Here is a 15,378-nt window from a genome sequence, read left to right on the forward strand (position 1 = left end):
CTATGATACGACTTCTGCGTTCCAAAATAGTATTGGCCCTGTCCTTAATGGTGTTGGTATTGTTGTTTGGAATGATAGGGTATAGGTTCTTGTCCGATTATACCTGGGTGGAAGCACTGTATATGACCATAATCACGGTCACCACGGTAGGTTTCTCCGAAGTAAGGCCCTTGGATGCCGAGGCAAAGATTTTTACCGTATTTTTAATTGTGACCAGTGTCTTCATTTTTGCTTTTGCCATATCGGTGGTCACGGAATATATTTTGGGAAAAAGCTCCTTGGAGCTGTTAAAAAAGAAAAAAGTGAAAAAACAGATAGACAGTCTTTCCAATCATGTGGTGGTCTGCGGCTTTGGTAGAAATGGGATGCAGGCCGCCGAAAAGTTGATGGCCTATAGAAAACCCTTTGTGGTCATAGAACGGGACAAGGAGATCATAGACAAGTATGAAGACGAGATCCTATTTGTGGAAGGCGATGCCAATGAGGACGATATCTTATTGCAGGCAGGTATAGAAAAGGCCCAATATTTGATCACCGCCGTGCCAGATGATGCGGCCAATCTGTTCATTGTGCTATCGGCCCGCCAGTTGAACCGGTCCCTGTTCATTATAAGCAGGGCGTCCCAAGTGACTTCCTTGAAAAAATTGGAATTTGCAGGGGCGGACAAGGTCATCATGCCCGATAAGATAGGAGGGGACCATATGGCCTCATTGGTGGTCATGCCCGATTTGATTACCTTTTTGGACCAACTCTCCATTGAGGGAGAGCATACAACAAACTTGGAAGAAGTGGGCATCGAAGATTTTACCAACCAAATGGACTGCAACTCAATCCGTGATCTGGATTTAAGGCGAAAAACAGGTTGTACCATTATAGGGTACATAGATCCCAAGGGGGAATATATCATCAACCCCGAGGCCGATTTGGTACTTCAGCCCAAAAGCAAGGTAATTGTATTGGGGAGGCCAGAGCAAATACGAAAACTCAACCAAATGTTTCAGATAGGATAGTTAAAAGATCATTAAATTTTTCTGCGTAAATTTTTTTTAGGATATTGCCCACTTTACATCAAATCAAATAATCAAAAACTCATTTATGAAGTATAGACTTCTCTCAATTTTAACCTTATTGTTACCTCTATCAACCTTTGCACAGGAAGCTGCAAAAAAAGGTTTGGATGAACGTGTGAACGATGCATTCATGCCTTTTGCGGTTTGGTGGGAAGGATTTGTCCTGACTTCTGTGCCCATAGGGGAATACAACATCCCCATTGTACTTATCTTATTGGTTTTTGGGGCCACGTTCTTTACCCTCTATTTTAAATTTCCCAATATATTGAAGTTTCCATTGGCCATTAATGTGGTTCGTGGTAAATATGAGGAAGTTGAAATGTACGGTCTTGAAAAAGTGGAGCTTCACATGACCGATGACGGCGATATTCCAGACACTATTCGAGATGAAAGTGAGGAAGGGGAGGTGAGCCACTTTCAGGCATTGGCCACTGCCGTTTCGGGAACCGTAGGTTTGGGGAACATTGCCGGTGTTGCCGTAGCGATTGCCCTTGGTGGTCCCGGTGCCACATTTTGGATGATAATCTGCGGTTTGATAGGGATGTCCACCAAATTTGTGGAATGTACCCTAGGCGTAAAATATAGGGATGTGGACAAGAATGGTGTGGTTCATGGCGGGCCTATGTATTACCTGTCAAGGGGTCTGGAAAAAAAGGGACTTAAAAACCTTGGAAAAGTATTGGCAGGAATCTTTGCTGTATTGTGTGTTGGTGCTTCCTTTGGAGGAGGAAATGCATTTCAGTCCAATCAGGCCGCGGTACAGTTGTCCACCATGTTTAACTTACAGGGTGGGGCCGTTGGTGTTGTCATAGGAGTGGTTTTGGCTGTTTTGGTAGGAATTGTGATTATTGGTGGAATCAAGAAAATAGCCAGTGTAACTGAAAAGATAGTTCCGTTCATGGCCGTGATCTACGTGATTGCATCCCTGATAATTATTTTTGCCAATATTAAATATATAGGAGAGGCATTTTCCATGATTTTCGCCGGGGCATTTACCCCTGAAGCTGGTTTGGGTGGTATTTTGGGTGTGATCATTGTTGGGTTCCAAAGAGCGGCGTTCTCCAATGAGGCTGGAGCTGGTTCAGCTTCCATTGCACACTCCGCAGTGAAAACCAAGTATGCCGCTTCAGAAGGTTTGGTGGCACTTATGGAGCCTTTTATAGATACAGTTGTAATTTGTACCATGACGGCTTTGGTCATCATTTTCTTCAACATGGATGCAGGGGCCTTTGATTATGGTAATGCTGTAGGAAGCACGGTGCTGATCAATGATACAGGGTCTTATATAGGAGGTGTTGACCTAACTTCCATGGCCTATGATTCGGTGATACCCGGATTTAGATATGTGCTCACCATAGCCATTGTGCTCTTCGCCTTCTCTACCATGATTTCCTGGTCTTACTATGGGTTACAATCCTGGAAGTATCTCTTTGGAAGAGGAAAAGCAGCCGACATGGCATATAAAGTATTGTTCCTGTTGTTCGTGGTTGTTGGAGCTGCAGCGACCCTGGATGCAGTGATCAAATTCTCAGATGCCATGATTTTGGCATTGGTTTTCCCCAATATGGTGGGGCTATTGATTTTGTTCCCAAGGGTCAAGGAGGAATTAAAACGATACACAAAGGCCATAAACAAGGTCTACTGATACAGTTTTAATTGGAAAAATCAAGATCCCACTTCAGGTTCAACAAACAAGAACGAAGTGGGATCTTTTTTTTATTGTTGATCATCTTCATTTTTCAAGGGATATATTTTTACATAAAAGCGAAACCCTTTGACGCAAGTCCAGCGGTGAAGGTCAATACTGCGAAGCAAACCCATTTGGATAGTTTAAAAGAAATGACCCAAATGGATGTCGGGAAAATCTTTCCGTTCAATCCCAATTACATCACTGATCATAAAGGATATACCCTGGGAATGTCACTGGAAGAGTTGGATCGGCTTTTTGACTACAGGGATAAAAATAAATTTATAAACTCGGCTGAGGAGTTTCAAAAGGTAACCCAGATTTCAGATTCCCTTCTGAACAAAATAGCACCTTACTTTAAGTTTCCAGCTTGGGTCAAGACAGAGCCCAGTGTCCAAAAGAAATTCTATCAGAACAATAGTGAAATTAATAAGGTAGAGGACTTGAATGGTGCCACCGCCGAGGAATTGATGCGAATCAATGGTATAGGTCCCACCTTATCCAAAAGAATTGTAAAGTTCAGGGACCGTTTGGGTGGCTTTGTGGTGAACGAGCAACTGCATGATGTGTATGGTCTGGAACCGGAAGTGGTCCAAAGAACGTTGGAACAATTTCAAGTACTTCAACCCCCGATCATCAAGAAAATCAATATAAACCAAGCCACAGCGGAAGAGTTGGCCCAGTTGGCGTATATTACCCAAGATGTTGCCCGAGAAATTGTGTTGCATCGAAAAAGCAACGGACCGTTTTCTTCCTTGGACGAGTTAGTTGGCGTTGGGGCGTTTCCAACCGATAGGATTGAGAGAATTAAGTTATATTTGACCCTATAAAATTGCACGAATGGTTACGGATACCCTATATACAATGAACTTTGATTATTCAGAGACCCAAAAGATGGTCGCCGAGTCTGCCCGGGAATTTGCCCAGCAGTATATACTTCCCCATGTCATGGAATGGGATGAGGCCCAAACTTTTCCCGTTGAGGTTTTTAAGAAAGCCGGGGAAATGGGATTTATGGGCATTTTGGTGCCCGAGGAGCTTGGAGGTTCTGGATTGGGATATCATGAGTACATTGCCATTTTGGAAGAGATTTCAAAAGTAGATCCCGCCATAGGGCTATCCGTTGCGGCCCATAACTCACTTTGTACCAATCATATTTTGAGTTTTGGGAATGAAGAACAAAAACAGCGTTGGATTCCCAAGTTGGCCACGGCCGAATGGTTAGGTGCCTGGGGACTTACAGAGCACAATACCGGCTCCGATGCGGGAGGAATGAACACTACCGCTGTGCGGGATGGGGATTCTTGGATATTGAACGGAGCAAAAAATTTCATCACCCATGGAAAAAGTGGGGATATCGCTGTGGTGATTGTCCGAACGGGAGAGAAGGGCGATAGTCATGGTATGACCGCTTTTGTGGTGGAAAAAGGAACTCCCGGGTTCACCAGCGGAAAGAAAGAGGATAAATTGGGCATGCGGGCCAGTGAGACCGCTGAATTGATTTTTTCAGACTGTAGGATACCGGATGCCAATCGTTTGGGAGAAGTGGGAGATGGGTTTATCCAATCCATGAAAGTCTTGGATGGTGGCCGAATTTCCATTGGAGCCCTGTCTTTGGGTGTGGCCAAGGGAGCTTATGAGGCAGCCTTGAAATACTCCAAGGAGCGCACGCAATTTGGAAAGCCCATTAGCGAATTCCAAGGCATATCTTTCAAATTGGCCGATATGGCCACGGAAATTGAGGCTTCGGAACTATTGCTGCATAAAGCCGCGTTCCTGAAAAATGAAGGTCGGCCCATGACCAAACTCGGGGCCATGTGCAAAATGTACGCATCGGAAGTATGTGTGAAAGTCGCCAACGAAGCGGTCCAAATCCATGGTGGTTATGGATATACCAAAGATTTCCCTGTTGAGAAATTTTATCGGGATTCCAAGCTTTGTACCATAGGGGAGGGTACCACTGAAATCCAAAAAGTGGTGATTTCCAGAAATATTCTCAAGTAATTTGTTTGGTAAATAGTATTTAGGTGTATATTTGCACTCCAAAATTCTAAAAGAAAGGAGGTTGTAGCCCATGTTAATTATACCAGTAAAAGAAGGAGAAAACATCGATAGAGCTTTAAAGCGTTTCAAGCGTAAGTTTGATAAGACCGGGACCATGCGTCAGTTGCGAAGCAGACAGCAGTTCACAAAACCTTCAGTAAGGCGCAGAGCCGAGATCCAGAAAGCACAGTACATTCAAGGCTTGAGGGATCAGGAGGAAGTATAAGCTCTTGATTAGAACATATACAGTATCCCGTTTCATTTATGAAACGGGATTTTTTGTTTTTATATGGGTCGGGAAACGGATTTGGCTACCTTTGGTGTATGTCGGTTCCTGCTTTCATATCCTACCTTCGGTTGGAAAAAAACTATTCTGAACATACGGTAAAGGCCTATGAACGGGATATTGTTGAGTTTTCCAAATTTTGTGGGGAAGACCATCAAATGGAATCCATTGTTTCCATGAGCTACCCCATCATCCGAAATTGGATCGTGTCCCTGTCCAATACAGGGCTGTCCAACAGAACCATCAACAGAAAAATATCTTCACTACAGGCCTATTACAAGTTCTTGTTGAAAGTAGGGGAAATAGAAAGTACTCCATTGGCAAAGCATAGGGCGCTCAAAACCGAAAAGAAGGTGGAAGTGCCCTTTTCGGAACCTGAAATGGAAAGAATCCTGTCAGAAATACCTTTTGAGGAAAGTTTTGAGGGGTCTCGGGATAAACTTATCATTGAGTTGTTGTACACCACGGGAATGCGCAGGGCGGAGCTGGTACATCTTAAATTGATGGATATTGATCATTCCAAAGGAACCCTAAGGGTTTTGGGAAAGAGAAACAAAGAGCGTATTCTTCCACTTTTGCCTACAACGGAGGTGCTTGTTCGGGAGTATATGGAGCATCGTTCCCAATTGGATGAAGTCGTGGACGAGGCATTTGTCTTTTTGACCAAAGGCGGTCTTAAAATTTATGAAACACTTGTTTATCGTATCATAAATAAGTATTTTAGTTTAGTGTCCCCCAAGGTAAAAAAGAGCCCACATATTTTGAGGCATACCTTTGCAACGCACTTGCTGAATAGGGGGGCGGACTTGAATTCAGTCAAGGAATTGTTGGGTCATTCAAGTTTGGCATCCACTCAAGTGTATACGCACAACAGCATTGCCGAACTCAAGAAGGTTCACCGGAAGGCCCACCCTAGAAACAAGAAATAGAACTCTTGTATTGTTTAACTTCACTGTCGCTTGGCAGTATTAAAACTACATCTTATGAAAGTAAACGCACAATCGGTAAATTTTGTGGCGGATGGTAAACTTTTGGACTTTGTCCAAAAACGGATGGACAAATTGGAATTGTTCTATGACAAGGTCATTGATTCGGATGTTTTCCTAAAAGTTGAGAACACCAGTGCCAAGGAGAATAAGATCGTGGAAATCATGGTATCTGTCCCTGGGGATAAGATGATGGTTAAAAAGCAATGTAAGTCTTTTGAGGAGGCGGTCGATTCGGCCTGTAGTTCCCTGGAAAGACAGTTGGTAAGGCGGAAGGAAAAATTAAGGGCTAAAGTTTGATCAAAATTTTTTGAATTTTATTTTGAATAAAAAAATAAATCTCTACATTTGCAGTCCGTTAGAAATAGCGGACTTTTTTATGTTCAAAAAAGCGGTAAAAATGCCGATATAGCTCAGCTGGCTAGAGCAGCTGATTTGTAATCAGCAGGTCGTGGGTTCGAGTCCCTCTATCGGCTCGTAAGATACTGAAAAATAAGGCGGGGGGATACTCAAGCGGCCAACGAGGACAGACTGTAAATCTGTTGGTTTTCACCTTCGCAGGTTCGAATCCTGCTCCCCCCACAATGTTGTTAGCGAACAACAGGGCGTGGAAAGTTTTTTGAAATGTTGATATTATTTGGGTGTAAGTCCCAAAAAAATGCGGGAGTAGCTCAGTTGGTAGAGCGTCAGCCTTCCAAGCTGAATGTCGCCGGTTCGAACCCGGTCTCCCGCTCTAAACCGATTTTGAAACGAGAAGTTTCAAGATGGTATAGGTTGAAGTTTAACATGCTGGACTTGCAACTTTAAACGCTAAACCTGAAAACGCAATAGGCCGGTGTAGCTCAGGGGTAGAGCGTTTCCTTGGTAAGGAAGAGGTCAGGGGTTCAAATCCCCTCATTGGCTCAAAACGATTTGTACACTAATATAAACTAAGATTAAAATTATTTTAAAATGGCAAAGGAAACTTTTGATCGTTCCAAACCCCACTTAAATATTGGTACCATTGGTCACGTGGATCACGGTAAAACTACCTTGACTGCTGCCATCACTACCGTATTGGCTAACGCGGGATTGTCAGAGCTTAGAAGCTTTGATTCTATTGATAACGCTCCCGAGGAAAAAGAAAGAGGTATTACTATCAACACTTCTCACGTTGAGTACCAAACAGCTAACCGTCACTACGCTCACGTTGACTGTCCTGGTCACGCGGATTACGTAAAGAACATGGTTACCGGTGCTGCCCAGATGGACGGTGCTATTTTGGTTGTTGCTGCTACTGATGGTCCTATGCCACAGACTCGTGAGCACATCCTTTTGGGTCGTCAGGTTGGTATTCCACGTATCGTTGTTTTCTTGAACAAAGTTGACATGGTGGATGATGAGGAGCTTTTGGAGCTTGTTGAAATGGAAGTAAGGGAATTGCTTTCTTTCTACGAGTATGATGGTGACAACGGACCTGTAATCTCTGGTTCTGCACTTGGTGCTTTGAACGGTGAGCAAAAATGGGTTGACACTGTTATGGAGTTGATGGAAGCTGTTGATAGCTGGATCGAACTTCCTGAAAGAGATGTTGATAAGCCTTTCTTGATGCCTATCGAAGATGTATTCACCATTACTGGTCGTGGTACTGTTGCAACTGGTCGTATCGAAACAGGTGTAGCTAACACTGGTGATGCTGTTGATATCATTGGTATGGGTGCTGAGAAATTGTCTTCCACTATCACTGGTGTTGAGATGTTCCGTAAGATTTTGGATAGAGGTGAAGCTGGTGACAACGTAGGTCTTTTGTTGAGAGGTATTGAAAAATCCGACATCAAAAGAGGTATGGTAATCTGTAAGCCAGGTTCTGTTAAGCCACACGCTAAATTCAAAGCTGAGGTTTATATCTTGAAAAAAGAAGAAGGTGGTCGTCACACTCCATTCCACAACAACTACCGTCCACAGTTCTACGTTCGTACAACTGACGTAACAGGTAACATCAACCTTCCTGATGGAGTTGAAATGGTAATGCCAGGTGATAACTTGACAATCACTGTAGATTTGATTCAGCCAATCGCCTTGAGCGTAGGTCTACGTTTCGCTATCCGTGAGGGTGGTAGAACAGTAGGTGCTGGTCAGGTTACTGAAATTTTAGATTAAACATTTCATAATAATAATGCACTAAAGGGTGTCCCAGGTTCCTGGGATACCTTTCAATGTAATTATAAACGGGTGTAGCTCAGTTGGTAGAGCACTGGTCTCCAAAACCAGGTGTCGGGAGTTCGAGTCTCTCCTCCCGTGCAAGAAAATACAAGTAGTACTATGTTGACTTACATTAAGGAATCCTTTGAGGAACTAAAGAATAATGTTACCTGGTTGGACAGGGACAAAGCTTCCAATTTAATGGTGGTAGTAGCTGTTTTTTCAATCCTGTTTGCCTTGGCAACATGGGGTGTGGATTCGCTTTTCAGTAAGTTGGTAGGATTGTATTTTGAACAAATAATAGGTTAAGTCGGTATGTCTGAGGTTCTGGAGAAAAAATGGTACGTGGTACGAGCTGTCAGTGGTCAAGAGAATAAAATCAAAGGCTATATTGAAAGCGAGGTAGAGCGTGCCGGTTTCGGAGATTATCTTGAGGAGGTCTTGGTGCCTACCGAGAAAGTCGTGCAGATCAGAAACGGAAAGAAAATCAACAAAGAAAGGGTTTACTTTCCAGGATATATCATGATCAAGGCCAATCTTGGTGGTGAAATGGTTCACATTATTCGCTCCATTACCAATGTAATTGGTTTCTTGGGCGAGGTTAAGGGAGGTGATCCCGTGCCTTTGCGCAAGTCAGAAGTAAACCGTATGCTAGGAAAAGTGGATGAGCTTGCTGTCAATACAGACAATGTGGCCATTCCATTTGTGTTGGGTGAAACGGTCAAGGTTATTGATGGGCCTTTCAATGGATTCAATGGAACTGTTGAAAAAGTCAATGAAGAAAAACGTAAGCTGGAAGTGATGGTGAAGATTTTCGGAAGAAAAACACCTTTGGAGCTCAGCTATATGCAAGTCGAGAAAGTATAGACTCAAGACCGGGAGAAACAAGATAAAAGACGATGAATGTCTTGGCTCTTGGTTCTATAAGTCTTGAATCAGAAAAGTAAGAATTAAATAGAGCTGTTACATATATAAAGCTGTGTTGCTTCCAATTGACACAACTTTAAATTTAATTAGAAACAATGGCAAAAGAAGTAGATAAGGTAGTTAAATTACAAGTTAGGGGAGGTGCTGCGAACCCATCGCCACCGGTTGGACCCGCCTTAGGTGCTGCTGGTGTTAACATCATGGAGTTCTGTAAGCAGTTTAACGCGCGTACACAGGACAAACAAGGTAAGGTTTTACCGGTTGTTATCACCGTTTACAAAGACAAATCTTTCGAGTTTGTTGTAAAAACACCACCTGCGGCAGTTCAATTGATGGAAGCAGCTAAGATTAAAAAAGGATCGGGAGAACCTAACAGGGTAAAGAATGGTTCCGTGACTTGGGATCAAGTTAGGACCATTGCCGAAGACAAAATGGCGGATTTGAACGCATTCACCATCGAGTCTGCAATGAGTATGGTTGCAGGTACCGCAAGATCTATGGGTCTTAAAGTAGCCGGAGCCAAACCTTTTTAAAATCTTAAAGCAGTATTTAAATGGCAAGATTGACTAAAAAGCAAAAAGAAGCCCAAGCCAAAATAGATAGAAATAAACTCTATTCTTTGGAAGAGGGATCAGCTTTAGTAAAAGAAATAACCAATGTAAAATTTGATGCCTCGGTTGATATTGCAGTTCGTTTGGGTGTAGATCCACGAAAAGCAAATCAAATGGTGCGTGGCGTTGTTACCCTTCCCCACGGAACTGGTAAAGACGTTAAAGTTTTGGCATTGGTGACTCCGGACAAAGAAGCAGAGGCTAAGGAAGCCGGTGCAGATTTTGTTGGGTTGGATGAATATTTGGATAAGATAAAAGGCGGTTGGACCGATGTTGATGTAATCATCACCATGCCAAGCGTAATGGGTAAATTGGGTCCATTGGGTCGTGTTTTAGGACCAAGGGGATTAATGCCCAATCCAAAGACTGGTACCGTAACCATGGATGTGGCTAAAGCTGTATCCGATGTTAAGGCCGGTAAGATAGATTTCAAAGTGGACAAGACAGGAATTGTACACGCCGCAATTGGTAAAGCTTCTTTCTCTGCGGATAAGATCGCAGGAAACGCCAAGGAATTGATTGATACCTTGGTGAAAATGAAGCCTGCCGCTGCAAAAGGGGTGTACATGAAAAGTATCTATTTGTCCAGTACCATGAGTCCAAGTATCCAATTGGATCCCAAAGCAGTTTAATTAACTGGTAGTTCAATATTTTAACTATGACAAGAGAAGAAAAAGCAACAGTAATAGAAGATTTGACTGCACAGTTAGCTGAAAATGCCAATATTTATTTGGCCGATATTTCAGGATTGGATGCCGTTGCCACTTCTAACCTTAGAAGGGCATGTTTTAAGGCCAATATTAAACTTGCAGTGGTTAAGAACACCTTGCTTGCAAAAGCAATGGAAGCTTCTGATAAGGAATTCGGTGAACTTTCCGAAGTGTTGAAAGGCAATACATCAATGATGTTGTCCGAAACTGGAAACGCACCTGCGAAACTTATCAAGGACTTTAGAAAAAAATCAGATAGACCCCTTCTGAAAGGAGCCTTCATTGAAGAAGCCATTTATGTTGGGGATGAAAACCTTGAGGCACTTGTGAACATCAAGTCCAAAGAGGAAGTCATTGGAGATATTATCGGATTGTTGCAATCACCAGCCAAGAATGTTATTTCTGGACTTAAATCTGGTGGCGGTAAATTGGCCGGTATCCTTAAGACATTATCTGAGAAAGAATAATTCGCGCACAATAAACTAAGTATATTTTTAAAAATTTTTATTAAACGATAGAAAAATGGCAGATTTAAAAGATTTTGCAGAACAGTTGGTAAACCTTACAGTAAAAGAGGTAAATGAGTTGGCCGACATATTGAAAGAAGAATACGGTATTGAGCCTGCTGCTGCTGCAGTAGCTGTTGCTGGTGGTGCTGCCGCTGGTGGTGGTGAAGATGCTGCTGAGGAAAAAACCGAATTTGATGTAATCCTTAAAGCCGCCGGTGGTTCTAAATTGGCAGTTGTTAAATTGGTGAAAGAATTGACAGGTCTTGGTCTTAAAGAGGCTAAAGATATCGTTGACAGTGCACCTAAAGCTGTTAAGGAAGGAATTTCCAAAGATGAGGCAGAAGGTATCAAAAATTCATTGGAAGAAGCAGGAGCAGAAGTTGAGCTTAAATAACAGCTTATACCATAAAGGTTCGGTTAAGGTCTTTCCATTTTTTGGTTAGACCTTAGCCTATTTTAATAAGGAGTGTATAAAGCCGTACACAGACCCCATAGTATTCACGATCAAAATTTGTCCATAGATGTTCACAAACACTATTGAAAGAGTTAATTTCGCATCCGCTAAGAACATACCGGATTACCCGGATTTCTTGGACATTCAGATAAAATCGTTTCAGGATTTCTTCCAATTAGAAACTAAATCTGACGAAAGAGGGAACGAAGGTCTCTACAACACCTTCATGGAGAATTTTCCAATCACCGATACCAGAAACCAGTTTGTACTGGAATTTTTGGATTACTTCATAGATCCACCCAGATATTCCATCCAAGAATGTATTGAGCGTGGACTTACCTATAGCGTTCCTCTTAAGGCACGTCTTAAATTGTACTGTACCGATCCAGAGCACGAAGACTTTGAGACCATTGTACAGGATGTGTACTTGGGTACCATCCCTTACATGACTCCAAGTGGAACCTTTGTGATCAATGGTGCCGAACGTGTTGTTGTTTCCCAGTTGCATAGATCTCCAGGAGTTTTCTTTGGACAGTCTTTCCACGCAAACGGAACAAAATTGTATTCGGCCAGGGTAATCCCATTCAAGGGATCCTGGATTGAATTTGCTACCGACATCAATGCGGTGATGTACGCCTACATTGATCGGAAGAAAAAATTGCCGGTAACCACTCTTTTCCGTGCCATTGGCTTTGAAAGGGACAAGGATATCTTGGAAATCTTTGACCTATCGGAAGAAGTTAAGGTTTCAAAAGCCGGACTTAAAAAAGTATTGGGCCGTAAATTGGCCGCAAGGGTATTGAACACATGGCATGAAGATTTCGTGGACGAGGATACCGGTGAAGTGGTTTCCATTGAACGTAACGAGATCGTTTTGGATCGTGATACCGTTTTGGAAAAAGAGCATATCGATGAAATCATTGATGCCGATGTGAAGACCATTCTACTTCACAAGGAAAACAATGCGCAGTCAGATTACGCCATTATCCACAACACCTTGCAAAAAGACCCTACCAACTCCGAAAAAGAAGCGGTAGAACACATCTATAGACAATTGCGTAATGCCGAGCCGCCAGATGAAGAGACCGCTCGTGGTATTATCGACAAATTGTTCTTCTCCGACCAACGTTACTCTTTGGGTGAGGTAGGTCGTTACAGAATGAACAAGAAATTGGGCTTGGACATTGGTATGGACAAAGAAGTCTTGACCAAGGAAGATATCATTACCATCATCAAGTATTTGATCGAGTTGATCAACTCCAAAGCAGAGATTGATGATATCGATCACTTGTCCAACCGTCGTGTACGTACCGTTGGTGAGCAATTGTCCCAGCAGTTTGGTGTAGGTTTGGCACGTATGGCACGTACCATCCGTGAGCGTATGAACGTTCGTGACAACGAGGTGTTTACCCCAATCGATTTGATCAACGCCAAGACCTTGTCTTCCGTGATCAACTCGTTCTTCGGAACCAACCAGTTGTCTCAATTCATGGACCAGACCAACCCATTGGCTGAAATTACACACAAAAGAAGATTGTCCGCATTGGGGCCAGGTGGTCTTTCCCGTGAAAGAGCCGGTTTCGAGGTGCGTGACGTTCACTATACCCACTACGGTAGATTGTGTCCCATTGAAACCCCTGAAGGACCAAACATTGGTTTGATCTCCTCACTTTCCGTATTTGCGAAAGTGAATAGCATGGGCTTCTTGGAAACTCCTTACCGTAAAGTTGCCGACGGAAAAGTAGACGTGAAAGATCATATCTACTTGAGTGCAGAGGAAGAAGAAGGAATGAAAATTGCCCAGGCGAACATTCCTTTGAAAGATGACGGCACCATTGATAGGGATAAGGTAATTGCCCGTGAAGAAGGGGATTTCCCAGTGGTTGATCCTGCTGAAATCCAGTACACGGACGTTGCCCCCAACCAGATTGCATCCATCTCCGCTTCCTTGATTCCATTCTTGGAGCATGATGATGCGAACCGTGCGTTGATGGGCTCCAACATGATGCGCCAGGCCGTACCATTGTTGCGTCCTGATTCACCTATCGTGGGTACAGGTCTTGAAAGACAAGTAGCTACCGACTCCAGGGTATTGATCAATGCCGAAGGAAATGGAACCGTGGAGTATGTGGATGCGCAAAAAGTCACTATCAAGTACGATAGAACCGATGAAGAGCGCTTGGTAAGCTTCGAAGAAGACTCCAAGACCTACGAATTGGTGAAATTTAGAAAGACCAACCAAGGGACCAGCATCAACTTGAAGCCTATCGTGAAGAAAGGCGACAAGGTGAAAAAAGGTCAAGTACTTTGTGAAGGATATGCTACCGAAAAAGGTGAATTGGCCTTGGGTAGAAACATGAAAGTAGCCTTCATGCCTTGGAAAGGATATAACTTTGAGGATGCGATCGTAATCTCTGAAAAAGTGGTTCGTGAGGATATCTTTACCTCCATCCACATTGATGAGTACGCTCTTGAGGTTAGGGATACCAAATTGGGTGCAGAGGAATTGACCAACGATATTCCAAACGTATCCGAGGAAGCTACCAAAGACTTGGACGAGTACGGTATGATCCGTATCGGTGCCGAGGTAAAACCTGGTGACATCCTTATTGGTAAGATCACTCCAAAAGGAGAATCAGACCCTACCCCAGAGGAAAAACTGTTGCGTGCCATCTTTGGTGACAAGGCCGGTGACGTAAAAGATGCTTCCTTGAAAGCCTCACCATCTTTGAGAGGTGTGGTTATTGATAAGAAATTGTTCTCCCGTTCCATCAAGGACAAGCGCAAGCGTTCCGAGGACAAAGAAGCCATCTCAAGATTGGAGATGGATTACGAGGTGAAATTCCAACAACTGAAAGATGTATTGATCGAGAAATTGTTTGGCTTGATCAATGGTAAAACATCACAAGGTGTCATCAACGATTTGGGTGAAGAAGTACTTCCAAAAGGAAAGAAATACACCATTAAAATGTTGAACGCCGTTGATGATTTTGCCCACTTGGTTGGAGGTAGCTGGACAACAGACGAGGATACCAATGCCTTGGTGGCCGATTTGTTGCACAATTACAAAATCAAATTGAACGACATTCAAGGTAACCTAAGAAGGGACAAGTTCACCATCTCCGTAGGGGATGAGCTTCCTGCAGGTATCATGAAGTTGGCCAAGGTCTACATCGCCAAAAAACGTAAGTTGAAGGTAGGTGATAAAATGGCGGGTCGTCACGGTAACAAAGGTATTGTAGCCCGTATCGTTCGTCAGGAAGACATGCCATTCTTGGAAGATGGATCTCCAGTGGACATTGTATTGAATCCATTGGGTGTACCCTCAAGGATGAACATTGGTCAGATTTATGAAACCGTATTGGGTTGGGCCGGATTGAAATTGGGCAAAAAGTTTGCTACCCCAATTTTTGATGGAGCTACCTTAGATGAGATCAATGCCTTTACTGATGAGGCTGGTGTACCACGTTTCGGACATACACACCTTTATGATGGTGGAACAGGTCAGCGTTTTGACCAGGCCGCTACCGTTGGGGTAATCTATATGTTGAAATTGGGTCACATGGTAGACGACAAGATGCACGCACGTTCCATTGGACCATACTCGTTGATTACACAGCAACCATTGGGTGGTAAAGCCCAGTTTGGTGGTCAGCGTTTTGGAGAGATGGAAGTATGGGCATTGGAAGCCTATGGCGCTTCATCTACCCTAAGGGAAATCTTGACCGTTAAGTCGGATGACGTTATCGGAAGGGCCAAGACCTATGAATCCATCGTGAAAGGCGAGACCATGCCAGAACCTGGATTGCCAGAATCTTTCAACGTATTGATGCACGAACTTAAAGGTTTGGGCTTGGATATCCGTTTGGAAGAGTAGAACACTATATTACATTAATTATATCATCACCATATTG

The 15,378-nt window shown here is 43.3% G+C and carries 15 protein-coding genes and 5 tRNA genes; all 20 read left to right on the top strand.

Going from position 1 to position 15,378, the window contains the following annotated elements; translation table 11 throughout:
- Positions 1–2: 2 nt before the first annotated feature.
- The 20 genes from ACPD8L_RS16650 (at position 3) to rpoB (ending at position 15,341) form a co-directional block, all read left to right on the top strand.
- The gene (locus tag ACPD8L_RS16650) at positions 3–1,010 is read left to right on the top strand and encodes a potassium channel family protein (RefSeq protein WP_116217523.1); all 1,008 of its coding nucleotides are present in this window, start codon (positions 3–5) and stop codon (positions 1,008–1,010) included.
- 85 nt (positions 1,011–1,095) lie between these two features.
- On the top strand, positions 1,096–2,715 hold the full coding sequence (locus ACPD8L_RS16655; protein WP_423944745.1) for an alanine/glycine:cation symporter family protein: 1,620 nt from the start codon (positions 1,096–1,098) through the stop codon (positions 2,713–2,715).
- A 176-nt stretch (positions 2,716–2,891) separates the two neighbouring features.
- Positions 2,892–3,587: a ComEA family DNA-binding protein gene (locus ACPD8L_RS16660; protein WP_423944747.1), complete on the top strand. Its 696-nt coding sequence runs from the start codon at positions 2,892–2,894 to the stop codon at positions 3,585–3,587.
- Between the two features lie 34 nt (positions 3,588–3,621).
- Positions 3,622–4,761, top strand: coding sequence for an acyl-CoA dehydrogenase family protein (locus tag ACPD8L_RS16665; RefSeq protein ID WP_293304689.1), 1,140 nt, complete (start codon positions 3,622–3,624; stop codon positions 4,759–4,761).
- Positions 4,762–4,831: 70 nt separating this feature from the next.
- Entirely contained in the window at positions 4,832–5,026 is a 195-nt protein-coding gene (gene rpsU, locus ACPD8L_RS16670; RefSeq protein WP_116217526.1) for a 30S ribosomal protein S21, read from the top strand.
- 98 nt (positions 5,027–5,124) lie between these two features.
- Positions 5,125–6,015 carry a tyrosine-type recombinase/integrase gene (locus tag ACPD8L_RS16675; protein ID WP_423944750.1) on the top strand — a complete coding sequence of 297 codons (891 nt, stop codon included), beginning with the start codon at positions 5,125–5,127 and terminating at the stop codon, positions 6,013–6,015.
- 54 nt (positions 6,016–6,069) lie between these two features.
- Positions 6,070–6,372: a ribosome hibernation-promoting factor, HPF/YfiA family gene (gene hpf / locus ACPD8L_RS16680; RefSeq protein WP_116217527.1), complete on the top strand. Its 303-nt coding sequence runs from the start codon at positions 6,070–6,072 to the stop codon at positions 6,370–6,372.
- 102 nt (positions 6,373–6,474) lie between these two features.
- A tRNA-Thr gene (locus ACPD8L_RS16685) sits at positions 6,475–6,548 on the top strand.
- Positions 6,549–6,571: 23 nt separating this feature from the next.
- A tRNA-Tyr gene (locus ACPD8L_RS16690) sits at positions 6,572–6,654 on the top strand.
- A gap of 78 nt (positions 6,655–6,732) precedes the next feature.
- Positions 6,733–6,805: transfer RNA gene (locus tag ACPD8L_RS16695), tRNA-Gly, on the top strand.
- Between the two features lie 98 nt (positions 6,806–6,903).
- Positions 6,904–6,975 (top strand) — tRNA-Thr (locus tag ACPD8L_RS16700).
- A gap of 48 nt (positions 6,976–7,023) precedes the next feature.
- Entirely contained in the window at positions 7,024–8,211 is a 1,188-nt protein-coding gene (gene tuf / locus ACPD8L_RS16705; protein WP_116217528.1) for an elongation factor Tu, read from the top strand.
- A 68-nt stretch (positions 8,212–8,279) separates the two neighbouring features.
- A tRNA-Trp gene (locus ACPD8L_RS16710) sits at positions 8,280–8,352 on the top strand.
- Positions 8,353–8,373: 21 nt separating this feature from the next.
- Positions 8,374–8,562 carry a preprotein translocase subunit SecE gene (gene secE / locus ACPD8L_RS16715; RefSeq protein ID WP_116217529.1) on the top strand — a complete coding sequence of 63 codons (189 nt, stop codon included), beginning with the start codon at positions 8,374–8,376 and terminating at the stop codon, positions 8,560–8,562.
- 6 nt (positions 8,563–8,568) lie between these two features.
- Positions 8,569–9,120: a transcription termination/antitermination protein NusG gene (nusG, locus tag ACPD8L_RS16720; protein WP_116217530.1), complete on the top strand. Its 552-nt coding sequence runs from the start codon at positions 8,569–8,571 to the stop codon at positions 9,118–9,120.
- 155 nt (positions 9,121–9,275) lie between these two features.
- Positions 9,276–9,713 carry a 50S ribosomal protein L11 gene (gene rplK, locus ACPD8L_RS16725; RefSeq protein WP_116217531.1) on the top strand — a complete coding sequence of 146 codons (438 nt, stop codon included), beginning with the start codon at positions 9,276–9,278 and terminating at the stop codon, positions 9,711–9,713.
- A 20-nt stretch (positions 9,714–9,733) separates the two neighbouring features.
- Positions 9,734–10,423 (top strand): 50S ribosomal protein L1, encoded by a 690-nt coding sequence (rplA, locus tag ACPD8L_RS16730; RefSeq protein ID WP_129656124.1) that lies wholly within the window; start codon positions 9,734–9,736, stop codon positions 10,421–10,423.
- 26 nt (positions 10,424–10,449) lie between these two features.
- Positions 10,450–10,968 carry a 50S ribosomal protein L10 gene (gene rplJ, locus ACPD8L_RS16735; RefSeq protein WP_116217533.1) on the top strand — a complete coding sequence of 173 codons (519 nt, stop codon included), beginning with the start codon at positions 10,450–10,452 and terminating at the stop codon, positions 10,966–10,968.
- A gap of 55 nt (positions 10,969–11,023) precedes the next feature.
- Positions 11,024–11,404 carry a 50S ribosomal protein L7/L12 gene (gene rplL / locus ACPD8L_RS16740; protein ID WP_116217534.1) on the top strand — a complete coding sequence of 127 codons (381 nt, stop codon included), beginning with the start codon at positions 11,024–11,026 and terminating at the stop codon, positions 11,402–11,404.
- A gap of 127 nt (positions 11,405–11,531) precedes the next feature.
- Complete coding sequence (gene rpoB / locus ACPD8L_RS16745) at positions 11,532–15,341, top strand: DNA-directed RNA polymerase subunit beta (RefSeq protein ID WP_116217535.1); 3,810 nt, start codon at positions 11,532–11,534, stop codon at positions 15,339–15,341.
- Positions 15,342–15,378 lie beyond the last annotated feature (37 nt).

The sequence above is a fragment of the Flagellimonas algicida genome (genome assembly GCF_049629585.1).
GTDB lineage: Bacteria > Bacteroidota > Bacteroidia > Flavobacteriales > Flavobacteriaceae > Flagellimonas.